The organism is Sulfuritalea sp., from assembly GCF_031426875.1.
In the GTDB taxonomy this organism is placed as follows: domain Bacteria; phylum Pseudomonadota; class Gammaproteobacteria; order Burkholderiales; family Rhodocyclaceae; genus Sulfuritalea.
Genome location: NZ_JASJPC010000037.1, coordinates 1 through 21,006 on the forward strand (window position 1 = coordinate 1; position 21,006 = coordinate 21,006).

Here is a 21,006-nt window from a genome sequence, read left to right on the forward strand (position 1 = left end):
ATCTCATTGGTTTATCGGTGCTATTTCTTAAGGTAGTGCCATTGGGGCCAGGCTCTGAGGTTTCCCCACGAATCATGATGCGACAGTAGGGGGAAGACAGGCAGCCCTGGCCTGTTCACGCAGGCGCTGTAGGTAGGCCAAGGGATTCCCGATTTTTCGCATCAAGACAGGAGAGGCGATCACACGTGTCGCCATAGTCAGCACCGAGATCTCTGCTCGATCATGATGCTTGGCCTGTTTGCGGGTGATCAGTTCAAGTTGTAGCTGTATCGCCTTGACCGCCTCGCCGATCAAGCGTTTCGCGATGCTCGCGATGTGGCCGATCAACAGCAACGCTTCGAGCCGACGTTGCCCATGCGAGCGTGAGCGTGTCAGCCCCAGGCCCAGCCTCTCGTTCTTGGTGTCCCGAAAACCCTGTTCTATCTTCATGCGTTGCGCGTAGAGACGCACAATCGCTTCCGCTGAGAAGTTCGCCAATCCCGGCGAACATGAGAGCAACCATGGCTCACGGGCCGCCGCCGCGATCTTCTTCGATTGGCTGTTGCCGTGCGTCTTGCCGCTGGGGTAACGCCGCTTTCTGGCCTGTGGCAGGCGCTTGATGCGCACGAGTCGGCACCGGTTGGGTTTGTTGCGCGTGCTGTCAAATATCCCCAAGTCTTCACCCGTCGCACATGCGTCAGCATAGAGCGCCTTGGCCGGAAACCAGCGCAGACTCTTCTTGTTGGCTGCCGCCGCCTGAGCGAGCTCAACGCGGCAGACAAACTCCCGGTTCCTTATCCTCCCTACCCAATCCCAGCCTTGCCCTTTGACCAACGCGAACCAGGTGCCGCGAAACCCGGCGTCGGTCAGAATGATCGGTGCGCAGGCCTGTGCCGGAAGTACGCAGGCCAAGCGTTCCAGAAAGCGTCGATGGACGGCGTAAGCGGCCAAATGCTTGCGCGGATGGACTTCCTCATAGAGCGTGATCGACCGCCCTTCGACCACGACAGAAGCGCGTAGCCAGTGCCAAGCCATGTCTGCCGAGAGGCTGGACCAGTCAACGACGATGAGCAAGGGACTGGCGCCTTGTAGCCATTGGGCCGCCAGCGTTCGGTAGATATCGAGATGCTCAGCGGCGAAGGCGGGGTTGCCCAAGAAACGATCCACGGCTTTCACCCGATGCCGTACCGTGGTTGGCGAGGCACTGCCCAGCGCCAGTTGCGTTAAGGCCAGGGCTTGGCCGTTCACGGCCGCATTGCTCAGATCTACCAGTCGCTGCCAGCGCGTTGCGTGCATGTAGTCTTTGCAATCGGAGAGAACTCTCGACACAATCGTCGTGGTTCGCATGGCGGGATTCCTTGAAGGTTTGGTCACTGACAAGGATAAATACCCTCGTCATGCGAACTCCCGCACAACAACGACTCAATAACAATCCTTTTTACCCATACGTCGTCGGTAACCCACTATTCCTTCAGCAATTTTCGTGGGGAAACCTCAGGGCCAGGCTCAAATTAAACTGACTTGCTACAATCCCCCTCATGCCCCGCCGCCCCCCGCATTTATCTGGCCGACATCCTGTCCGTATTACCAAGAATTGATAAGACGATCCGTATGGGCTAATCTCCACGTCATTCGATATTTTGACGGAATCGGAAGGACGAGGCTCCGGATATTCGAGCCTGGCCCTGAGGTTTCCCCACGAAAATTGCTGAAGGAATAGTGGGTTACCGACGACGTATGGGTAAAAAGGATTGTTATTGAGTCGTTGTTGTGCGGGAGTTCGCATGACGAGGGTATTTATCCTTGTCAGTGACCAAACCTTCAAGGAATCCCGCCATGCGAACCACGACGATTGTGTCGAGAGTTCTCTCCGATTGCAAAGACTACATGCACGCAACGCGCTGGCAGCGACTGGTAGATCTGAGCAATGCGGCCGTGAACGGCCAAGCCCTGGCCTTAACGCAACTGGCGCTGGGCAGTGCCTCGCCAACCACGGTACGGCATCGGGTGAAAGCCGTGGATCGTTTCTTGGGCAACCCCGCCTTCGCCGCTGAGCATCTCGATATCTACCGAACGCTGGCGGCCCAATGGCTACAAGGCGCCAGTCCCTTGCTCATCGTCGTTGACTGGTCCAGCCTCTCGGCAGACATGGCTTGGCACTGGCTACGCGCTTCGGTCGTGGTCGAAGGACGGTCGATCACGCTCTATGAAGAAGTTCATCCGCGCAAACATCTGGCCGCTTACGCCGTCCATCGACGCTTTCTCGAACGCTTGGCCTGCGTACTTCCGGCGCAGTCCTTTGCACCGATCATTCTGACCGACGCCGGATTTCGCGGCACCTGGTTCGCACTGGTCAACGGGCAAGGCTGGGATTGGGTAGGGCGAATAAGGAACCGGGAGTTTGTCTGCCGCGTCGAGGTCGGTCAGGCGGCGGCTGCCAACAAGAAGAGTCTGCGCTGGTTTCCGGCCAAGGCGCTCTATGCTGACGCGTGCGCGACCGGCGAAGACTTGGGGATATTTGACAGCACGCGCAACAAGCCCAACCGTTGCCGCCTCGTGCGCATCAAGCGCCTGCCACAGGCCAGAAAGCGGCGTTACCCCAGCGGCAAGACGCACGGCAACAGCCAATCGAAGAAGATCGCGGCGGCGGCCCGTGAGCCATGGTTGCTCTCATGTTCGCCGGGATTGGCGAACTTCTCAGCGGAAGCGATTGTGCGTCTCTACGCGCAACGCATGAAGATAGAACAGGGTTTTCGGGACACCAAGAACGAGAGGCTGGGCCTGGGGCTGACACGCTCACGCTCGCATGGGCAACGTCGGCTCGAAGCGTTGCTGTTGATCGGCCACATCGCGAGCATCGCGAAACGCTTGATCGGCGAGGCGGTCAAGGCGATACAGCTACAACTTGAACTGATCACCCGCAAACAGGCCAAGCATCATGATCGAGCAGAGATCTCGGTGCTGACTATGGCGACACGTGTGATCGCCTCTCCTGTCTTGATGCGAAAAATCGGGAATCCCTTGGCCTACCTACAGCGCCTGCGTGAACAGGCCAGGGCTGCCTGTCTTCCCCCCCCTACTGTCGCATCATGATTCGTGGGGAAACCTCAGAGCCAGGCTCGAATTTATTTGGAATACGCTGCAAGGCCAAAGCTTCAGGCGCGTATTGCCTGCGCTCAGCTTCTTTGCAAGAACCTTTCCGTGTCGACATCGGCTTGCTTGAGGATGGCGCGCAGAGTGCCTTCGGGCATGTCGCCGGGGTGATTGGGGATGGTGGTGTAACGATTGCTCGCTGCGTTGAGCCAGATTTCATGGCTGCCCGCCGCTTGGCGATGAAACTCGAAGCCCAGTTGCTTGAGCCGCTTGACGATCTCCCGATAACTGAAGCCCGCCAACCGTCCCATCAGACCGCCACAATGAGGGGATAGTCGAAGGACTCGGTCAGCGGCGGCAGCGAAGCATCGGTCACGTCGGTCTGCGACTCGATCAACTTCTTGGCCACGTCGCGGGCAATCTCCACGGTTTCCTGCAGTGTGCGCCCTTGGGCGATCAAACCCTGCACCTCGTCGCTGGTGGCCAGATAGACACCCTCCGGCAACTTCTCGATGTGCAACTGAATCATGTGTTCCATGGCATGGCTCCTGAACAGCTCGCGCGTCCTCGGTTTAGTGGGGCTGCGAGTTGAATCCCATCGCAGCGCCGCCGGCCTGAGAATCAAACCCACCAACAAATTCGGCACTGTCTTCTTCGTCGCTGGCGACAAGCGGCTCGCTGCCTTGAACTGTAGCAGGATTTGAGGTTCAGGGATCGACACAAAATTGGCCAAGCTCGAATGGAGTTGGCATCGCCGGGGGGATCAAAAGGTCCGCCGGCGCATTGATCGTCATCGCCGCATTGATCGCCGTTGCCTGCCCGCGAAACGGAATCCCAGGCACGCAAGGCGCATCCAGCGTCGACTCTTGCGATCATTGCGTCATGCGGGAACAAGGCTGGCGGTGAACCGGACCGACGCCTAAAGCCGCGTCGGCCGGTTACCTCCGGCCGGCTGGCTGACCCAGCAAGACATCCTGAACGGCTTGGAATCAAAGGGGCTCGAATTAAACTGACCGGCTACAATTCCCATCATGCCCCGCCGCCCCCGCATCCATCTCGCCGGCATCCCGCTGCACATCGTGCAACGCGGGCACAACCGCGACGCCTGCTTCTTCGGCGAGGACGACTACCACGCCTATCGCCACTGGCTCGGCGAAGCGCTCAAGACCAGCGGCTGCCAACTGCACGCCTATGTTCTGATGACCAACCACGTGCATCTGCTGCTGACGCCGCCCGCGCCGGAAGCCGTGACGCAACTGGTGATCTCGCTGGGCCGGCGCTACGTGCACTACATCAACAAGACTTACCGTCGCACCGGCACCCTGTGGGACAGCCGCTACAAGTCCTCACTGGTGCAGGCCGACGCCTACCTGCTGCTGTGCCAGCGCTATATCGAACTCAATCCGGTACGCGCCGCGATGGTGGATGATCCTGCGCACTATCGCTGGAGCAGCTATCGGGCGAACGGGCTGGGGCAACCCGACCCCTTGCTGACGCGGCATGAAGCGTCCTGGGTCGGACCGAGGCCGCACGCCTTGCGGCCTACCGCGCGCTGTTCCGCGCGGAACTCGATGCCGATGCGATCGGCGATATCCGCATGGCGCTGGATCAGGGGCAGCCGCTCGGAAATTCCCGCTTTCTCGACAGCATCGAACGGACGACCGGGCAGCGCCGCGAAGTCAAGCCACGCGGCCGGCCGAGAAAGCTGGCGACAGAGCCGGCAGGATCGCCAGCGCAATTGGCGCTGAAGGTTTAGGTCGGCTCTCCGGCCTTGGACGAATTGACGGCCGGACCGAATGCCCGTAGGGCTCGCCATGTAGCTGGGTTTAATTCCACGCATCCGGAAGACTCCGGCCTCAAGCGCGGCGTGCTGGTGCTGAATTAGGGCTCTGCGCCGCCAAGAGTTGGCGCTGGCGGCACGGCGAGCGCCGCCGGGAGCACCCGGAAAATCCTCGCGCTATTGATGCGCCGCAATATCCTTACAAAAATAATGGTCTAATATTTTCGTGGGATTGGCGGTTTGGGCCACCAGAGCCGCGACGGCGCCGCGATCCTGCAACCCCACCGCATGCCGTCATTTTCAGGATGCGAATCATGAACGCGCCCGCTGGCGAACGCGAAATCGAAGACCTGCGCACGGCGCTGGAGCAGGAGAAGGCAGCGCACGAGCGCACCCGCAACGAACTGGCGCTGACCGAACTGGCCTATCGGCTGTTCGTGCCGAGCCAGTTCATGAAGCTGATGGGCGCCAACAGCATCCTCCAGGCGCGCCTTGGCCAGCACGCCGACCAGGCATTGACCGTGCTGTTTTCCGATATCCGCGATTTCACCACGCTGTCGGAATCGATGAACCAGCAGGAGAATTTTCGCTTCCTGAATTCCTACCTGGGCGAAGTCGGCCCCATCATCGAGCGCTTCGGCGGATTCATCGACAAGTTCGTCGGTGACGGCATCATGGCGCTGTTTCCCGGCGGCAGCGACGACGGCCTGCGTGCGGCCATCGGCATGTTGCGCAATCTTGAACGCTACAACGACGGGCGCCAGCGCGCCAGCTATTACCCGCTGCGCATCGGCGTCGGCCTCAATTCGGGCATCACCATGCTGGGCACCATAGGCGCGCAGAACCGCATGGAAACCACGGTGATCGGCGACACGGTGAATGTCGCGTCGCGACTGCAAAGCATCACCCGGATCTATGGCGCGCCGCTGCTGATCAGCGAACATACCCTGTACGGGCTGGCCGACGCCTCGCGCTACTCGATCCGCCTGATCGACCGCATGCGGGTCAAGGGGAAGATCCATCCCCAAACGGTCTATGAGGTGTTCGACGCCGACCCCGCCGAACTGCGGGATGCCAAGCGGCGCACCCTGTCCCAGTTCGGACATGCCATCGCCTGCTATCACCTGCGCGACATCGAACGCTCGCGCGCCCTGCTGCAGCAATGCCGCGCTGCGGGGCCGACGGACTCGGTGGTCGAGCTGTACATCGAACGCTGCGAGCGCTATCTGGCCAGCGGCGAGCACGAAGGCACCGGCGAACTCGACCTGATTCCGGAATGGCGCGAGGAATTTTCCATCGGCGTGGCGGAAATCGACGCCCAGCACCGGCAGTTGCTGGAGCAGATGCGCCGCCTTTCCGACCGGGTCAGTAGCGGCAGCCACGTCGAAGTCAACGAAGTCCTCGACTTTCTCGGCCGCTATGTGGTCAATCATTTTCGCGACGAAGAGCGCCTGATGCGCGATTCGCACTACCCCTTCCTCGAACAGCATGTGCATGAGCATCGCACCTTCCAGACCTATTACCTGAAGCTGCGCGAAGAGATCGAAAACGGCAACAGCGACCCGACTTACATCAATTTTCGCATCCAGCTGCTGCTGGTCGACTGGCTGATCAACCACACCACCAAGACCGACCGGCATCTCGGCAGCTTTCTGCGCAATCCCGCGGTGCTCGATCCGGAGCCGGGATTCGTGCATTAGCTTGGCGCCGCGATGAAGGGCTACGAGGACCTGGTCAAGCTCGCCGACGAGGGCGTCTATCGCGCCAAGCGCGAGGGCCGCAACCGCGTCGCCACGGTCTGCGCCGCAATCCCGGCCTGAACGCCGCGCGCGGCGGTATCATCGCGCAGTCCCGCCTTGCCCCGCCTTGCCCCGAAGTACCCCCGACACACCCGTGAGCCGCCATCGACCATGACCGACACACCGACCCGCAGCGCCCGATGCCCGTGGTGCGGCGACGACCCGCTCTACGTCGCCTATCACGACACCGAATGGGGCGTGCCCTGCCACGACGAGCGCACGCTGTTCGAGTTCCTGATCCTCGAAGGGGCGCAGGCCGGCCTGTCGTGGATCACCATCCTGAGGAAGCGCGAGAACTACCGGCGCGCCTTCGACGACTTCGATCCGGTCCGGATCGCCCGCTACGACGAGCAGGACGTGGCGCGGCTGCTGGGCGATGCCGGCATCGTCAGGAACCGGTTGAAGATTGCCGCCAGCATCGGCAATGCCCGCGCCACGCTGGAACTCTACGAGCAGGGCGGCAGCCTGGACCAGTTGCTGTGGGCCTTTGTCGATGGCCGCCCGCGCATCAACCGCCGCCGCAAGCCGGCCGAGATCCCCGCCATCACGCCGCAGGCCGAGGCCCTGTCGCGGGAACTCAAGCGTCGCGGCTTCCGCTTCATCGGCCCCACGGTCGTCTACGCCCACATGCAGGCGACCGGCATGGTCAACGATCACCTCGTCTCCTGCCCGCGCCACGCCGCGCTCGGCGGCTGATTCCCCTGGCACGGGCCTTGGCGTGCAGACGCTTCCGAGGCACAAACCGATTCTGATGATCCCCCAGCGGAGCGGGCTAAGCCCGCAAACGACGCGGGCAAAGCCACGCCGGATGGTTACAATGCCGGCATCCATAGCCAATTGGTCTTCCGCTCACCTCGCGCATGCAAGTCGGCCTCGAAACCATTCGCGAAATCCTTGAACAGCACCTGCAGGAAGAGGATATCGATCGCCTGTTGCGCGGCCTCGACGATGCGGGCAAGGCGCGGCTGTTCCACCGCATCACCGAACAGCTGCGGCGCACCTCGGCGCTGGCCGACATCGCCAATCGCGTAACCGACAGCCTTTCCCTCGACGTACTGTTTCCGCGCCTGATGGCGGTGGTCACCGAAGCGCTGAATGCCGATCGCAGTTCGCTGTTCCTTTACGATGGCGAGGCCGACGAGCTGTTCTCGCGCGTGCTGCAGGGCGATACCATCGGCGAGATCCGCTTCCCCAGCCAGGTCGGCGTGGCCGGCGCGGTATTCGCCGGCGGCGAGGCGGTGATCATCGCCGACGCCTATGCCGACCCGCGTTTCAACCAGGAGGTCGACCGGCATACCGGCTACCACACGCGCAACATCCTCTGCGTGCCGATCCGCAACAAGAAGCGCGAGGTGATCGGCATTGCCCAGGTGCTGAACAAACGCGACGGCGACTTCGATGCCGAAGACCAGCAGTTGCTCGAAGGACTTTCGCTGCAGGCTTCCGCGGCCCTGGAGAACGCGCACCTGTTCGAGAAGGTCGAGCGCCAGCAGCGCGAGGAAGCCATGCTGCTCGAAATCAGCAGTTCGATCGTCTCCGAGATCCACCTCGATCCGCTGCTGATGAAGATCATGACGGCGGCAACCACGCTGCTCGATGCCGACCGCGGCAGCCTGTTCCTCTACGACCCGGCCAGCGACGAATTGTTTTCCCGCGTCGCCGGCGGCATTGCCGGCGGCACGATCCGTTTCCCGGCGCAAGCCGGCATTGCCGGCGAATGCTTCAGCAGCGGCCAGGTGATCAACATTCCCGATGCCTACGGCGACCCCCGCTTCAATCCCGAGTTCGACCACCACACCGGCTACCGCACCCACAGCATGCTGTGCATGCCGATCGTGGCGCGCGGCGAGCGCAAGATCGGCGTCATGCAGATCCTGAATCGCAAGGGCGGCAAGTTCGGCAGCGCCGACGAACGCCGCCTGCGCGCCTTCTCGGCGCAGGCGGCCGTCGCCATCGAAAACGCGCAGCTGTTCGAGGAAGTCAACGTCGCGCGCAACTACAACGAGGCCATCCTGCACAGCATGAACAATGCGGTGCTGACGCTCGACGCCGACGGCATAGTGCGCAAGGTCAATGAGTCGGCGCTGCGCCTGCTGCGGCGCAGCGGCGCCGAACTGCTCGGTCACCGGCTGGATGAACTCTTCCCCGGCCGCAACCGCTGGGTGGCCAACAGCCTGGAGAAAGTCCTCGCCTCGGGCAAGACCGACATCACCGTCGACACCGACCTGCTGGTCGAGGGCAGCGAAGCGGTCTCGATCAACCTGGTCACGGTGGCGCTGACCAGCACCAGCAACGAACCGATCGGCTACATGCTGATGATGGAGGACATCACGCGCGAAAAGCGCCTGCGCAACACCATGTCGCGCTACATGAGCAAGACCGTGGTGGACAAGCTCATGGAGAGCGGCGAAGCGGAGCTGGGCGGCATCGGACGCGACGTCAGCGTGCTGTTTTCCGACATCCGCGGCTTCACCTCGATCTCCGAACGCCTGGGCGCCAGGGAGACCGTGGCCCTGCTCAACGAATACTTCACCGACATGGTGGATATCGTCTTCGCCCACGACGGCGTGCTCGACAAGTACATCGGCGACATGATCATGGCGGTGTTCGGCTCGGTGCTGCAAAGCGACGACGACGCCGCCAATGCGGTGATGGTCGGCAACAAGATGCTGACCGCGCTGCACCAGCTCAACCGGCGGCGCATCGCGCGCGGCGGCGAGCAGATCAAGATCGGCGTCGGCATCAGCACCGGCAACGTGGTCGCCGGCAACATCGGTTCGCTCAAGCGCATGGAATACACCGTGATCGGCGACCGGGTCAATCTGGCCGAGCGCCTGGAAGGCGCCAACAAGTTCTATGGCACCTCGATCCTGATGTGCGACGCGACCTGGGCGGCGATCAAGGATCACGCCGCCGCCCGCCAGATCGACCTGATCCGGGTGCGCGGCAGGGCCACGCCGGTGGCGATCTACGAAGCTCTCGGCCATCACTCGGAGGACAGTTTTCCCCACCGCGAAGAGGTGCTCGATGCATTCGGCAAAGGCCTCGCGCTCTATCGCAAACGCGACTGGGCCGCGGCGAAAAGCTGTTTCCGGCAGGCGATCGACGCCAATCCCGACGACGGGCCGTCGAAAATCTACCTCGAACGCTGCCGCATCTATCGCGACCACCCGCCGCCCGACGAATGGGACGGGGTGTGGACCCTGCCCGGCCGGTAGTCCGCGGCGCCGCGATTTCCGCCTGAACCAGGAAAGGAGCCGACCATGGAACTCTCATCGCTGCTGGCCCACCATGCCCGTTACCGCCCTCACGCCACGGCGGTCGTGTTCGAGCAGCAGCGCCTCGACTACCTGGGCTTCAGCGCCCGGGTCGATCGCGCCGCCCACCTGCTGACCGGGCTGGGCGTGAAAAAGACCCAGCGCGTCGCCACCTTGCTACCCAACACCCTGGAACTGCTGGAACTCTACTGGGCCTGCGCCAGGATCGGCGCCGTGGCCGTGCCGCTGTCGCCGCTGCTGACCGGCGCCGGCCTGTCCAGCCTGATCAACGACGCCAGCGCGGTCTGCCTCGTCACCCAGAACAGCCTGCTGCCGGTAGTCGCCGCCGTGCTGCCGGAACTGGCGACCCTGGCGCCTGCGCGCATCCTGCTGATCGACGGCGGCGAGCCGCCCTGGGGCGACTATGCGGCGCTCGCCGCCGCCGCGCCGGATGGCGCGCCGCCCGCCGCGGGCGTCGGCGCCGACGACCTGTTCAACATCATGTACACCTCGGGCACCACCGGCCTGCCCAAGGGCATCATGCACAGCCATCGCGTGCGCGCCATGTACGCCCTGCTGCTGGGCGCCGCCTGGCGCATGACGCCGGAATCGGTGGTGCTGCACACCGGCGCCATCGTCTTCAACGGCGCCTTCGTCACCCTGATGCCGGCCTTCCATCTCGGCGCCACCTACATCCTGCAGCGCCAGTTCGATGCCGCGACTATGCTCGAAACCATTGCCCGCGAGCGGGTCACGCACATCATGGTGGTGCCGGCGCAGATCATCGCCCTGCTCGACTCGTCGGCCTTCGACCCGGCCAGGCTGGCCTCGCTGCAGATGATCCTGTCGCTCGGCGCGCCGCTGGCGCAGCCGCGCAAGGACCAGCTGAACCAGTTGCTGCCCGGCCGCTTCCACGAACTCTACGGCCTCACCGAAGGCTTCGTCACCATCCTCGACAAGACCGATGCGGTGAGAAAGGCCGGCTCGGTCGGCTGCCCGCCGCCCTTCAGCGAAGTGCGCATCGTCGACGAGGCCGGCCATGACCTGCCGCGCGGCCAGCCCGGCGAGATCGTCGGCCGCGGGCCCTTCGTCATGCAGGGCTACTGGGGCAAGCCGCAGCTCACCGCGGAAACCCTGCGCTTCGGCTGGATCCACAGCGGCGACATCGGCTATCTGGACGACGACGGTTATCTGTATCTGGTCGATCGCAAGAAGGACATGATCGACTCCGGCGGGGTCAAGGTCTATCCGCGCGACATCGAGGACATCGCCAGCCGCCATCCGGCAGTGGCGGAGGTCGCCGTGTTCGGCATCCCGCACGAGACCTGGGGCGAGACTCCGCTGGCCGCCGTGGTGTTGAAAGTTGGCGCTGACGCCACGGCGAGCGAGCTGCGCGACTGGATCAACGAGCGCGTCGCGGCGCGCTACCAGCGCGTGCAGGAAGTCGTGATCCTGCCCGCCTTCCCGCGCAACGCCGCGGGCAAGACGCTCAAGCGCGAGATGCGCGACCCCTACTGGGCCGGGCGCGCCAGGCAGATCTAGCCGCGCAGAAGGGGCTCGCATTATTCATTTGGCCTGCCACGCTCCGCCCCATGCCCTGCCGACCCGCGTCCATCTTGCTCTTTCGTGCGGGGACCGGCGATGTCGTGCCGAGCTCATCGACATTACTTATTGAATACTTATACTTCGCCCCGTGAACACGATCAACTGGAAGCCGAAGGCTGCTGAAGCAGATGCGCAGAATTCCCGCGCTGGCGGGTGCGGCGATTCGGAAGAGCGTGAACGCGGAGTTGATCGACCTGTCCGCCGCGCGCAATGTAAAGGCACTGACTGATCATGCCTATGGCTACCGGCTGCGGGTGGGTAATTACCGGGTGTTTTTCGATTTTGTGGGCGGTGACGTCTGCATCGTCAGCATCGAGGAAGTGAGGAAACGGGATGAACGCACGTACTGATTTCCAGACGATTCTGGATGAAGACGGCAAGCCGGCTTTCGTGGTGGTGCCGTATGCGCAGTTCCAGCGCATGAGGGGCGGATTTACGCTGGGAACCGTCCCTAACGCAGTGGTCGGCATGGCCTTCGACGATGGCATGTCTCCGGTCAAGGCATGGCGCGAATACCTGCGCCTGACCCAGGCCGAGGTGGCCGCCCGAATGGGTGTTACGCAGGCCGCGTACGCGCAGATGGAATCCGCCAAACGTCCGCGCAAGGCCACGCTCGCCAAGATCGCGGCGGCGTTGGGGCTGGAAGTCGAACAGTTGAATTTTTAGGCGTCAGATGACGGATAAATGGGGCCACCCATTTGCCGGCCAGCGGTGGATGGCGTTGTAGGGCCGACTTCAGTCGGCCGGCGGGTGGATGGCGTTGTAGGGCCGACTTCAGTCGGCCGGGGGTGGATGGCGGACTGAAGTCCGCCCTACGGTCCGCCCTACGATCGGACTACGATCTTGCCGGCACCCCGACCTTGCGGCCCATGGTCAGCACCGCCAGAATCTGCAGCAGGGCCACGCCCGGCAACACGCCGTCGCGGCCGCCCGCATCGAGCAGCATGCCGAAGGCCAGCGGACCCAGCGCCAGGCCCACGTCGAGCCCCGAATAAACGAAGCCATAGACGCGGCCGAAGGCCGGCGAGGCATTGCCGCCGGCCAGCGACTCGGTGGCGACGCGGCGCACCAGCAGGTCGCGCGAAGGGCCGGCGAGGCCGACGCCAACGCCGATGCCGACCATCAGCGGAATCACGCTCCAGGCCGGCGGCAAGCCGCTGGCCAGCATCGAAGCGAAGACCGCGGCGCCGACCAGCGCGCTGCCTACCGTGCGATCGTGCGCATGGACCCGTGCAGCGACGAAACCGCCGACCACCATGCCCGCCGCGGAGCCCAGCAGATAGCCGGTCAGCGCCGCCACGCCGGCCGCCGCCGTGAGCCCGTAGATGCCACCCAGCACCGGCACGGAAAAGCTTTGCAAACCGCCGAAAGCAGCAGTGATCAGCAGGAAGAACATGAAGGCGAGCCAGATCACCGGCAAGCCGAGAAAGCCGAAAGTGGTGCCCGTCACCGTGCCGCCAGCGCCGACTCTTGCAACATCGTCGTCCAGCAGCGGCCGCGCCAGTTGCAGCGCAGCCACGGAACACAGTGCCACCAGCGCCGCCGCAAGGCCGGCGCCGCGCCAGCCGGCCCAGGCCAGCGCGGTGCCGGAAATGGTGGCGCCGATCGCCCAGCCCAGATTGCCCGACAGGCCATGCGCGGAAAATGCATAGCCAAGCCGCGACGGCGACACCTTCTTGTTCAGCAGCGAGAAATCCGCCGGATGGAACACCGAATTGCCGACCCCGGCCAGGGCCACGGCCAGCAACAGCATCGGGTAGTTGACCGCCGCCGACAGCGCCAGGCCCGAAGCCGCCAGCAAGCCGACGCCGGACATCAGCACCCGGCGCGCACCATAGCGATCGACGACGATGCCGGCAAAGGCCTGGCCGACGCCGGAAATGGCGAAGAACACAGTCATCAGGAAACCGGCCTCGGTGTAACCGAAACCGAAATCGGGCATCAAGAGCGGAAACAACGGCGGCAGCAGGAGATGGAACAGGTGCGAGGTGGCGTGGGCGACGCCGACCAGCGCAATCACGGCGGCATCGGCGCGGACGGGACGATTGGACTCCATCGGCCGATGCTAACCGAAATCAGGGGGTGGCACGTCTGCCGGCGGCGACTAATCCGGATAGGGCGGCGCCGTTCCCGGCGGCGGCGGATAGCCGGTGCCGGGCGGTGGCGCGGTGCGACCGACCGGCGACTGCCACTGGCTGCGCTGCGCCGCAGGCACCGGCACGCGCTGGCCCTTGCCATACATGCACTGGATGTAGGCGTTGTCGTAATTGCGCTGGGTACCGTGGGCCGAACTCTGGGCGGCGCCGATGCCCGCCATGCTGCCGATCAGCAGACCGGTGCCGGCGCCGACGCCGGCGGCGTCGCGTCCGCCGATGGCGGCACCGGCAACGGCGCCCACCACGGTGCCGACCGCGGCGCGGCGCACACCGGCATCGACCGCCGCGCGGTCGGCGCTCGCACCGCCTGTCTGGTACCGGGCATAGTCGCGGCATGCGGCGTCATCGACGCGAAACTGCTCGAAATTCTTGCCCGTTCCCGGCAGCGCCATCACGCTCGGGCCGCTTGGAACGGACGCGCATCCGGCAAGCAGCAACAGGGCCAACGCGGCGGCGAGAGATGCAGCAGACGATTTCATGGCGGGCTCCCGACTATTGCGGCGGCTGCGGCAGGACCTTCTGCCAGCCGCCGGGACAGGCCTGGACATAAGGGTAATAAGCCTTCGCCGCAGGGCAGTAGTACCAGTAATTGCCCGCATCCGCGCCAGGGGGCGGCGCCACGGCGGGCTGCTGTTCGATATACACCTGCGGCGACGGACGCTCGATCACCAGCGGCGGGGAGTAGTAGCGCGGATAGTAGGCCGGCCCCCAGACCGGAGCCCAGACCGGACCAACGAATACCCTGAAATGCGAATGATGGCCGTGGTGGCGGTGATTCGCCCAGGCGTTGTTACCGACGCCGGCCGCTCCCACAAGCAGGAGCGCGATGATCAATTTGACGAGCTTCATGGCATCCATCCTTTCTTTGCTGGACGGCGGCCAAATGCCTGGCCGTCCGTCCGCTCTGACGATGGTGCCTATTGGACGCCGCACCTGTAAGGAAACTCATCCAGATGCGGCGTGTTTTGTAAGAAATCATTGCGCGTCGCCCAGGCGCGACCTGCGTGATCGCCGCCAGGCAAGCATCGGACTTTCCACGCTGGGTGCCGTCACGCCGCGCGGAAAATCCGCGTCGATTGACAGCAGTTCAACGCTGCGTCGCTTCCGGTCCGGTATCACTCCCGGAGCCAAGGCAATCCGGCGTAACAAGCCGGACCATCCTTCTTGACGCGATCCTCGCAAGTCGCGCCGGCCTCCTTCAGCCCGGCATGGCCGAAGGCGCGAAACAGATGATCGAGATAGAGTTGCGCCTCGCCCTTTTCGTCGCCGCTGATGTGTTCGCGGCACCAGGCGACGAAGCCGGCGAGGGTGACGGAAAGCTCAGGGGACAAGGGGGGCTTTCCCTTCCGGCGCAGGTTTGGCAGCGGTCAGCAGATACCCGGAAGGTGTTTCCGCAAGAACAAGCTCGCCACCGGCCATTACCCCCAGCCGGGACAGAACTTCGTCGGGAAGGAGCACCCCGAGTTCGCCTTCGACATCGATCAGCTCAAGCCGGGTCATAAAAATCCTCTCCGGCAAGACGCAACTCTTACGCGTACAAAAATCCAAGGCGCTTGGCCGCTTTCGCCAGAGCCTTGTCCTGGGTTGCGAGCGGACAGCTCAAGCGTGTCGCCAATTCGAGATAGGCAGCATCGTAAGTCGTGATGCCATGGGCTTCGGCCAGGTCGGCGATCTCGACCAGCGGAACCACCCTGCCGTCAGTCACCAGGGGCAGACGGGAAGCGCGCGCCAGCAGCCCCTTGGCATCCTTGGCATTGATACGCTTGCGCCTTTGCGCGGTGAGCAGGACATTGGCGAATTCGAGATGCCACAGCGCAGGAACGTGCAGGGAGTAGCGCGGCAAGGCATCGAGCAGGCCTTCGCTCCATGCATTCGCCTCATCGTCCAGGAACCACGGAATCGCCGCCGAGCAATCGATGACCAGGGGTAGCCTGGCACTCACCGGAGACTCACCGCCGCCCCGCCGCGATCAGATCAGAAAGCGTGCTGCCAGGCTTTGCGCCGCGGTCGATACCACGACGGAAGGCCCGCAGGTCGGCGGTCCACTCCGCAAGCGCCGAGACATCGGACGATGCTTCGGGCGCCACCAGACGCGCCACGGGCTTGCCGTGACGCGTTACCAGCACTTCCTCGCCCTGCGCGACACGCTCTACGAGTTGCGACAACTGGGCTTTCGCTTCAAAGATTCCAACGCTCAACATAGGGGGACTCCTTTTCTCGGCCAGCCCAGTATAACCAGATTTCAAATAAAACTGGTTAGATCGTCGCTTTCCCAAACGTCAGTTGTCCCTTGCTCGCCCCTACCTTGACATGATCCTTCGGCCCGAAGCTGCCGTCGAGGATCAGCCTCGATAGCGGGTTCTCGATGCGTTCCTGGATCGCGCGCTTGAGCGGCCGCGCGCCGAACACCGGGTCGAAGCCGGCCTCGGCCAGCAGCGCCAAGGCGGCGTCGGACACTTCCAGCGTCATGTCCAGTTTCGCCATGCGCTTTTCGAGGTACTTGAGCTGGATCTTCGCGATACCGGCGATGTTCTTCTCGTCGAGCGCGTGGAACACCACGATCTCGTCGATGCGGTTCACGAACTCCGGGCGGAAATGCATTTTGACTTCGCCCATCACCGCCAGCTTGATCACCTGGTAATCGTCGCCGGCCATGGTCTGGATCATCTGGCTGCCGAGGTTGGAGGTCATCACGATCACGGTGTTCTTGAAGTCCACGGTGCGGCCCTGGCCGTCGGTCATGCGGCCGTCGTCGAGCACCTGCAAGAGCACGTTGAACACGTCCGGATGCGCCTTTTCGACCTCGTCGAACAGGATCACCGAGTAGGGCTTGCGGCGTACCTGTTCGGTCAGGTGGCCGCCCTCCTCGTAGCCGACATAGCCCGGCGGCGCGCCGATCAGGCGCGCCACGGAATGCTTCTCCATGAACTCGCTCATGTCGATGCGGATCAGGTGGTCTTCGGCATCGAAGAGGAATTCGGCCAGCGCCTTGCACAACTCGGTCTTGCCCACGCCGGTCGGGCCGAGGAACAGGAAGGAACCGTAGGGCCGGCTTTCTTCCGACAGCCCGGCGCGCGAACGGCGGATCGCGTCGGACACCAGACGCACGGCTTCGTCCTGGCCGACGACGCGGCTGTGCAGCTTGTCTTCCATTTTCAGCAGCTTTTCGCGCTCGCCCTGCATCATCTTGCTGACCGGGATGCCGGTGGCGCGCGAGACGACCTCAGCGATTTCCTCGGCGCCGACTTGCGTCCGCAGCAGACGGTGCTTCGCCGCGCCTGTGCCATCCTGTTCAGCGCCAACTTTCTCCGCGGCCTTCTGTTGCGCTTCGAGCTTGGGCAGGGTGCCGTATTGCAATTCGGCGAGCTTGTCGAAGGCGCCCTGGCGTTGCAGTTCGGCCATCTGGCCCTTGATCTTGTCGATTTCTTCCTTGATGTGCGCCGAGCCCTGGACCTGGGCTTTTTCCGCGCGCCAGATCTCGTCGAGGTTGGCGTATTCGCGCTCGAGCTTGGCGATCTCGTCCTTGATCAGGATGAGGCGCCTCTTCGAGGCCTCGTCCTTTTCCTTCTTCACCGCTTCGCTCTCGATCTTCAACTGGATCAGGCGGCGGTCGAGCTTGTCCATGACTTCCGGCTTGGAGTCGATTTCCATCTTGATGCGCGCCGCCGCCTCGTCGATCAGGTCGATCGCCTTGTCCGGCAGGAAGCGGTCGGTGATGTAGCGATGGGACAGTTCCGCCGCGGCGACGATGGCCGGGTCGGTGATGTCCACACCGTGATGCAACTCGTATTTTTCCTGCAGGCCGCGCAGTATCGCGATGGTCGCCTCGACCGAAGGCTCGTCGACCAGCACCTTCTGGAAACGCCGTTCGAGCGCCGCATCCTTCTCGATGTACTTGCGGTATTCGTTGAGCGTGGTGGCGCCGATGCAGTGCAGTTCGCCGCGCGCCAAGGCCGGCTTGAGCATGTTGCCGGCATCGATCGCGCCTTCGGCCTTGCCGGCGCCGACCATGGTGTGCATCTCGTCGATGAACAGGATGATGCGGCCCTGGTCCTGCGCCACTTCCTTGAGCACCGCCTTCAGGCGTTCCTCGAATTCGCCGCGGTACTTGGCGCCGGCCAAGAGGCCCGCCATGTCCAGCACCAGCACACGCTTGCCCTTCAGCGTCTCCGGCACTTCGTCATTGACGATGCGCTGCGCCAGGCCTTCGACGATCGCGGTCTTGCCGACGCCGGGCTCGCCGATCAGCACCGGGTTGTTCTTGGTGCGGCGCTGCAGGATCTGGATGGTGCGGCGGATCTCGTCGTCGCGGCCGATCACCGGATCGAGCTTGCCCTGGCGGGCGCGCTCTGTCAGGTCGAGGCAGTATTTATTGAGCGCCTCGCGCTGGCCTTCGGCGTCCTGCGAGCCGACGGTCTCGCCGCCGCGCACGGCCTTCACCGCGTCTTCCAGCGCCTTGCGATTCAAGCCGGCTTCCTTCAGCAGGCGGCCGCACTCGCCTCCGCTTTTACCATCTGGCTGGGTCAGCGCCAGCAGGAACATTTCCGAGGCGATGAACTGGTCGCCGGCTTTCTGCGCTTCCTTGTCGGTGACGTTGAGCAGGTTGGAGAGGTCGCGGCCGATGCTGACCTCGCCGCCATGGCCTTCGACCTTGGGCAGGCGATCCATGGCCTTGGCAAGCTGAGCCTTCAGCCCGCCGACATTGGCCCCCGCGCGCGCCAGCAGCGAGGTGGTGCTGCCGTCCTCCTGGTTGAGCAGGGCCAGCAGCAGGTGCTGCGGCTCGATGAACTGCTGGTCGTTGCCGACCGCCAGGCTCTGGGCGTCGGAAATGGCTTGCTGGAAGCGGGTGGTGAATTTATCGATGCGCATGGCGGATGCCTCAGAAAGATGTCATTGCGCACAACATGGGGATTGCGGCGCCGATTTCAATCCTCGGCGGCAACCGGGCGGCAAACAGCACCCGGCGCCACCCGCCGGTCCCGGCCGGAATCGCTATCCCCTGCATCGATAATGGTTGATTCCGGCGTGCCATTGGCTATACAGAAGTCAATTCGCCGCCCGGAGACCTCCGGGCACCCGTTCCCCACCAGGAGGATCAAGCCATGCTGACCAAATCACATATCACGACCATGCTTCCCGTCCGGCAGATGGACCGCGCGCGCAGCTTCTATCAGGACAAGCTTGGGCTCATCCCCGAGGGCATGCACGACGACGGTTCCTGGGTCATGCGCTGCGCCGACGGCGGCACGGTATCCCTGATACCGAAACCCGAAGGCACCAAGGCCGAACACACCGCCCTGAGCTTCGAAGTGGACAACATCGATGCCGAAATCAAGGACCTGGAAGTGCGTGGCGTGAAGTTCGAGGACTACGACATGCCCGGCCTCAAGACCCTGAACCACGTCTTCGCCACCAAGGACGAGAAGTGCGCATGGTTTACCGATCCGGAAGGCAACATCCTGTGCATCCACCAGGAGATGCGCAAGCACCACTGAGATTCCCGGCGTGCCGTGCGCGCGCGGCACGCCGCCACGCCCGCTGGCGACCGTCTAGCGTATTAACGCCGACCGCTCTGGCTCTGGAAATACACCGCCTTGCGCGCGCGCATGACTTCGCCCAGCGGGCGATGCGCCATCAGCGCCGCCCAGGGATCGAAGGCGGCCGCCTCGATGGCCGCCGCCCGCGTCTGGCCGTCGGCCGCCAGCGCGTCCTGCGGCGGCAAGGTCAGCACGCCGACTGTGACATAGGGCGCGACATCCTCGGGCCAGTCCACCGAGGCATCCTCGATCGGCGTACGCGCTTCATCGGCGAAAAATTGCAGCTGCAGCCTGAATTGCAGCGGCCCGCGCGCCAGGCGGGCGAGAAAATCCCCCGCCCAGTCGGCCTCGGCGCCCGGCTTGGCCTCGCCGCCCGGCGGCAACAAGCGCACCCGCGCCGCATAGGGGCCGCAGGCGATCGGCGCCGCCGAGTAGAAGGGCGCGGTGGCAAAGCCCGAAAAGGGTTTGTTGAAGGTTTGTGCGAAGCGCTTCATCATGCCCAGCGCACCGAGGAAACCGTAGCGCGACACCAGGTAGCCGAGCAGGGCGCCGGGGCCCTTGCTCAGGTTCTTGACCAGCCCGACAAATTCATCGGCGCCGGCAAAGGCGAAGGCCGGATGGTTGATCAACAGGAAGTCCTGGCAATCGGTCGGACCCGAACCCAGCGCGCCGGGATCGCCGAGGTCGCCGAGGTCGCGGATCTTGATCGCGAACCCGCGTACATCGGGCTTGCGGTCGGCCTGGACGTCGGTGCCGCCGTTGGACAGTCGGACCCAGGCCGGGTAGCTGCGCGGCGCGACAAACAGGCCGTGGCGCGCATGGCCCGGCAGATCGGCGAGCACCGCGAAGCTGCCCTGCAGTCCCAGCAACTGCTTGCGGTGCAGGGTGCGCCCCTTGCCGAACTTGGCCGACTTCCGCGCCTGGATCTGGGCGAAATCGCGCGCATACGCGGCATGGCGCTCGGCTTCGTCGGCCGCGATGCGTTCCTGCCATTGGGTGCTGGGGCTCGCCATCTCGTTCTCCTTCAAAACGCCTGAGCCGCAAGCAGGGCCAGCAAGCCCAGCAATGCCGGGCCGGCCTGCAGATACATGATACGCATCTTCACCGTAAGCCCGCCGTATATGCCTGCGACGATCACGCAGGCCAGGAAGAACATCTGGATGTGGATTCCGGCGGCGCCCGCATAGCCCAGGCCCCACAGCAGGCCGGCAGCGAGAAATCCGTTGTAGAGCCCCTGGTTGGCGGCCAGCACCCGGGAACTTTCGGCCTTCTCGGCCGTGTTGCCGAAGATCTTCAGCCCCTTCGGCGTGGTCCACAGGAACATTTCGAGGTAGAGGAAGTACAGATGCTCAAGGGCGACCAGCAGCACCAGGACCATGGCGACAAGCTTCATGATTAATCCTTTGCCATCACTGCTGTCCGGCTAAATCGCGAACAGATTCAATTGGTTGTTGATGATACTGCTGTCGGAGCTGGAGTCGCCGCCCGGAAAGGCTTGCTGCAAGGGTATCTTCTCGAAAAGCGTCACCGACAATATCTGTAGCAATGTGTAGAGCGAGGCGTCGAGATTGAGGCGCTTCTTGACGATGGCGACGAGGACATAGACCGACACGGCGATCCAGATTTGAGTCTTGACCGCATTCTCTGACGTACCGAAGAAACGCTTGATCCGAAGATGCTGCTTGATCCACTTGAAGAACAACTCCACATGCCAACGATTCTTGTAGAGCGCGCAGATCGTGACAGCCGGGAATGTCATCTGATTGGTGAGGAATACGAGCGTCTTGTCGGTTTCGGGAT

The 21,006-nt window shown here is 63.6% G+C and carries 23 protein-coding genes; 9 read left to right on the top strand and 14 right to left on the bottom strand.

From position 1 onward, the window contains the following. Nucleotides 1-72: 72 nt before the first annotated feature. The gene (locus RMO95_RS16495) at nt 73-1,326 is read right to left on the bottom strand and encodes an IS4 family transposase (protein ID WP_310451745.1); all 1,254 of its coding nucleotides are present in this window, start codon (nt 1,324-1,326) and stop codon (nt 73-75) included. A 489-nt stretch (nt 1,327-1,815) separates the two neighbouring features. On the opposite strand from RMO95_RS16495, the gene RMO95_RS16500 reads away from it, so the two are divergent. Next, nucleotides 1,816-3,072, top strand: coding sequence for an IS4 family transposase (locus RMO95_RS16500; protein WP_310451746.1), 1,257 nt, complete (start codon nt 1,816-1,818; stop codon nt 3,070-3,072). A gap of 83 nt (nt 3,073-3,155) precedes the next feature. On the opposite strand, the gene RMO95_RS16505 is transcribed toward RMO95_RS16500, so the two are convergent. Together RMO95_RS16505 and RMO95_RS16510 are read right to left on the bottom strand one after the other, a co-directional pair. Next, nucleotides 3,156-3,383, bottom strand: a complete 228-nt coding sequence (locus RMO95_RS16505) for a type II toxin-antitoxin system HicA family toxin (RefSeq protein ID WP_310451747.1) — start codon at nt 3,381-3,383, stop codon at nt 3,156-3,158. Then, complete coding sequence (locus RMO95_RS16510; protein WP_310451748.1) at nt 3,383-3,610, bottom strand: hypothetical protein; 228 nt, start codon at nt 3,608-3,610, stop codon at nt 3,383-3,385. Before RMO95_RS16510 ends, RMO95_RS16505 begins: the two co-directional genes overlap by 1 nt. A 493-nt stretch (nt 3,611-4,103) precedes the next feature. Between RMO95_RS16510 and RMO95_RS16515 the strand changes: the two genes are divergently transcribed. The 7 genes from RMO95_RS16515 to RMO95_RS16545 all read left to right on the top strand — a co-directional run bounded on the left by RMO95_RS16515 (nt 4,104) and on the right by RMO95_RS16545 (nt 12,179). Further along, on the top strand, nt 4,104-4,820 hold the full coding sequence (locus tag RMO95_RS16515; protein WP_310451749.1) for a transposase: 717 nt from the start codon (nt 4,104-4,106) through the stop codon (nt 4,818-4,820). Between the two features lie 346 nt (nt 4,821-5,166). Then, nucleotides 5,167-6,552, top strand: coding sequence for a bacteriohemerythrin (locus RMO95_RS16520; RefSeq protein WP_310451750.1), 1,386 nt, complete (start codon nt 5,167-5,169; stop codon nt 6,550-6,552). Nucleotides 6,553-6,762: 210 nt separating this feature from the next. Then, nucleotides 6,763-7,347, top strand: coding sequence for a DNA-3-methyladenine glycosylase I (locus RMO95_RS16525; protein WP_310451751.1), 585 nt, complete (start codon nt 6,763-6,765; stop codon nt 7,345-7,347). Between the two features lie 164 nt (nt 7,348-7,511). Then, entirely contained in the window at nt 7,512-9,869 is a 2,358-nt protein-coding gene (locus RMO95_RS16530; RefSeq protein WP_310451752.1) for a GAF domain-containing protein, read from the top strand. Between the two features lie 45 nt (nt 9,870-9,914). Then, nucleotides 9,915-11,450 (top strand): AMP-binding protein, encoded by a 1,536-nt coding sequence (locus tag RMO95_RS16535; RefSeq protein ID WP_310451753.1) that lies wholly within the window; start codon nt 9,915-9,917, stop codon nt 11,448-11,450. Nucleotides 11,451-11,641: 191 nt separating this feature from the next. Then, nucleotides 11,642-11,863 (top strand): type II toxin-antitoxin system RelE/ParE family toxin, encoded by a 222-nt coding sequence (locus tag RMO95_RS16540; protein ID WP_310451754.1) that lies wholly within the window; start codon nt 11,642-11,644, stop codon nt 11,861-11,863. Next, the gene (locus tag RMO95_RS16545) at nt 11,847-12,179 is read left to right on the top strand and encodes a helix-turn-helix transcriptional regulator (protein ID WP_310451755.1); all 333 of its coding nucleotides are present in this window, start codon (nt 11,847-11,849) and stop codon (nt 12,177-12,179) included. The genes RMO95_RS16540 and RMO95_RS16545 overlap by 17 nt, the downstream gene beginning before the upstream one ends. A 169-nt stretch (nt 12,180-12,348) precedes the next feature. On the opposite strand, the gene RMO95_RS16550 is transcribed toward RMO95_RS16545, so the two are convergent. The 8 genes from RMO95_RS16550 to clpB all read right to left on the bottom strand — a co-directional run bounded on the left by RMO95_RS16550 (nt 12,349) and on the right by clpB (nt 18,538). Further along, nucleotides 12,349-13,569 (bottom strand): MFS transporter, encoded by a 1,221-nt coding sequence (locus RMO95_RS16550; protein WP_310451756.1) that lies wholly within the window; start codon nt 13,567-13,569, stop codon nt 12,349-12,351. Between the two features lie 48 nt (nt 13,570-13,617). Then, nucleotides 13,618-14,148 carry a hypothetical protein gene (locus RMO95_RS16555; protein ID WP_310451757.1) on the bottom strand — a complete coding sequence of 177 codons (531 nt, stop codon included), beginning with the start codon at nt 14,146-14,148 and terminating at the stop codon, nt 13,618-13,620. 13 nt (nt 14,149-14,161) lie between these two features. After that, nucleotides 14,162-14,518 (bottom strand): hypothetical protein, encoded by a 357-nt coding sequence (locus RMO95_RS16560; RefSeq protein ID WP_310451758.1) that lies wholly within the window; start codon nt 14,516-14,518, stop codon nt 14,162-14,164. Between the two features lie 266 nt (nt 14,519-14,784). Beyond that, nucleotides 14,785-15,000: a hypothetical protein gene (locus RMO95_RS16565; RefSeq protein ID WP_310451759.1), complete on the bottom strand. Its 216-nt coding sequence runs from the start codon at nt 14,998-15,000 to the stop codon at nt 14,785-14,787. Then, nucleotides 14,990-15,169 carry a hypothetical protein gene (locus RMO95_RS16570; RefSeq protein ID WP_310451760.1) on the bottom strand — a complete coding sequence of 60 codons (180 nt, stop codon included), beginning with the start codon at nt 15,167-15,169 and terminating at the stop codon, nt 14,990-14,992. Before RMO95_RS16570 ends, RMO95_RS16565 begins: the two co-directional genes overlap by 11 nt. Before the next feature lie 28 nt (nt 15,170-15,197). Then, nucleotides 15,198-15,611, bottom strand: a complete 414-nt coding sequence (locus RMO95_RS16575; RefSeq protein ID WP_310451761.1) for a type II toxin-antitoxin system VapC family toxin — start codon at nt 15,609-15,611, stop codon at nt 15,198-15,200. Nucleotides 15,612-15,618: 7 nt separating this feature from the next. Further along, entirely contained in the window at nt 15,619-15,870 is a 252-nt protein-coding gene (locus tag RMO95_RS16580; RefSeq protein WP_310451762.1) for a type II toxin-antitoxin system prevent-host-death family antitoxin, read from the bottom strand. A gap of 55 nt (nt 15,871-15,925) precedes the next feature. Then, on the bottom strand, nt 15,926-18,538 hold the full coding sequence (gene clpB / locus RMO95_RS16585; protein ID WP_310451763.1) for an ATP-dependent chaperone ClpB: 2,613 nt from the start codon (nt 18,536-18,538) through the stop codon (nt 15,926-15,928). Between the two features lie 233 nt (nt 18,539-18,771). On the opposite strand from clpB, the gene RMO95_RS16590 reads away from it, so the two are divergent. Then, on the top strand, nt 18,772-19,164 hold the full coding sequence (locus RMO95_RS16590; protein WP_310451764.1) for a VOC family protein: 393 nt from the start codon (nt 18,772-18,774) through the stop codon (nt 19,162-19,164). 62 nt (nt 19,165-19,226) lie between these two features. On the opposite strand, the gene RMO95_RS16595 is transcribed toward RMO95_RS16590, so the two are convergent. The 3 genes from RMO95_RS16595 to RMO95_RS16605 form a co-directional block, all read right to left on the bottom strand. Beyond that, on the bottom strand, nt 19,227-20,219 hold the full coding sequence (locus RMO95_RS16595) for a hypothetical protein (RefSeq protein ID WP_310451765.1): 993 nt from the start codon (nt 20,217-20,219) through the stop codon (nt 19,227-19,229). A gap of 11 nt (nt 20,220-20,230) precedes the next feature. Next, nucleotides 20,231-20,599 carry a DUF1304 domain-containing protein gene (locus tag RMO95_RS16600; RefSeq protein WP_310451766.1) on the bottom strand — a complete coding sequence of 123 codons (369 nt, stop codon included), beginning with the start codon at nt 20,597-20,599 and terminating at the stop codon, nt 20,231-20,233. 30 nt (nt 20,600-20,629) lie between these two features. Beyond that, the coding region (locus tag RMO95_RS16605; RefSeq protein WP_310451767.1) for a transposase at nt 20,630-21,006 on the bottom strand (377 nt) is incomplete at its 5' end.

Bases quoted from the DNA above. Each gene is read 5' to 3' on its own strand.
- RMO95_RS16510 (WP_310451748.1), bottom strand. From the start codon at position 3,610: ATGGAACACATGATTCAGTTGCACATCGAGAAGTTGCCGGAGGGTGTC.
- RMO95_RS16540 (WP_310451754.1), top strand. From the start codon at position 11,642: ATGCGCAGAATTCCCGCGCTGGCGGGTGCGGCGATTCGGAAGAGCGTG.
- RMO95_RS16515 (WP_310451749.1), top strand. From the start codon at position 4,104: ATGCCCCGCCGCCCCCGCATCCATCTCGCCGGCATCCCGCTGCACATC.
- RMO95_RS16545 (WP_310451755.1), top strand. From the start codon at position 11,847: ATGAACGCACGTACTGATTTCCAGACGATTCTGGATGAAGACGGCAAG.
- RMO95_RS16595 (WP_310451765.1), bottom strand. From the start codon at position 20,219: ATGGCGAGCCCCAGCACCCAATGGCAGGAACGCATCGCGGCCGACGAA.
- RMO95_RS16550 (WP_310451756.1), bottom strand. From the start codon at position 13,569: ATGGAGTCCAATCGTCCCGTCCGCGCCGATGCCGCCGTGATTGCGCTG.
- clpB (WP_310451763.1), bottom strand. From the start codon at position 18,538: ATGCGCATCGATAAATTCACCACCCGCTTCCAGCAAGCCATTTCCGAC.
- RMO95_RS16505 (WP_310451747.1), bottom strand. From the start codon at position 3,383: ATGGGACGGTTGGCGGGCTTCAGTTATCGGGAGATCGTCAAGCGGCTC.
- RMO95_RS16560 (WP_310451758.1), bottom strand. From the start codon at position 14,518: ATGAAGCTCGTCAAATTGATCATCGCGCTCCTGCTTGTGGGAGCGGCC.
- RMO95_RS16530 (WP_310451752.1), top strand. From the start codon at position 7,512: ATGCAAGTCGGCCTCGAAACCATTCGCGAAATCCTTGAACAGCACCTG.
- RMO95_RS16600 (WP_310451766.1), bottom strand. From the start codon at position 20,599: ATGAAGCTTGTCGCCATGGTCCTGGTGCTGCTGGTCGCCCTTGAGCAT.
- RMO95_RS16520 (WP_310451750.1), top strand. From the start codon at position 5,167: ATGAACGCGCCCGCTGGCGAACGCGAAATCGAAGACCTGCGCACGGCG.
- RMO95_RS16590 (WP_310451764.1), top strand. From the start codon at position 18,772: ATGCTGACCAAATCACATATCACGACCATGCTTCCCGTCCGGCAGATG.
- RMO95_RS16555 (WP_310451757.1), bottom strand. From the start codon at position 14,148: ATGAAATCGTCTGCTGCATCTCTCGCCGCCGCGTTGGCCCTGTTGCTG.
- RMO95_RS16500 (WP_310451746.1), top strand. From the start codon at position 1,816: ATGCGAACCACGACGATTGTGTCGAGAGTTCTCTCCGATTGCAAAGAC.
- RMO95_RS16495 (WP_310451745.1), bottom strand. From the start codon at position 1,326: ATGCGAACCACGACGATTGTGTCGAGAGTTCTCTCCGATTGCAAAGAC.
- RMO95_RS16535 (WP_310451753.1), top strand. From the start codon at position 9,915: ATGGAACTCTCATCGCTGCTGGCCCACCATGCCCGTTACCGCCCTCAC.
- RMO95_RS16580 (WP_310451762.1), bottom strand. From the start codon at position 15,870: ATGTTGAGCGTTGGAATCTTTGAAGCGAAAGCCCAGTTGTCGCAACTC.
- RMO95_RS16570 (WP_310451760.1), bottom strand. From the start codon at position 15,169: ATGACCCGGCTTGAGCTGATCGATGTCGAAGGCGAACTCGGGGTGCTC.
- RMO95_RS16525 (WP_310451751.1), top strand. From the start codon at position 6,763: ATGACCGACACACCGACCCGCAGCGCCCGATGCCCGTGGTGCGGCGAC.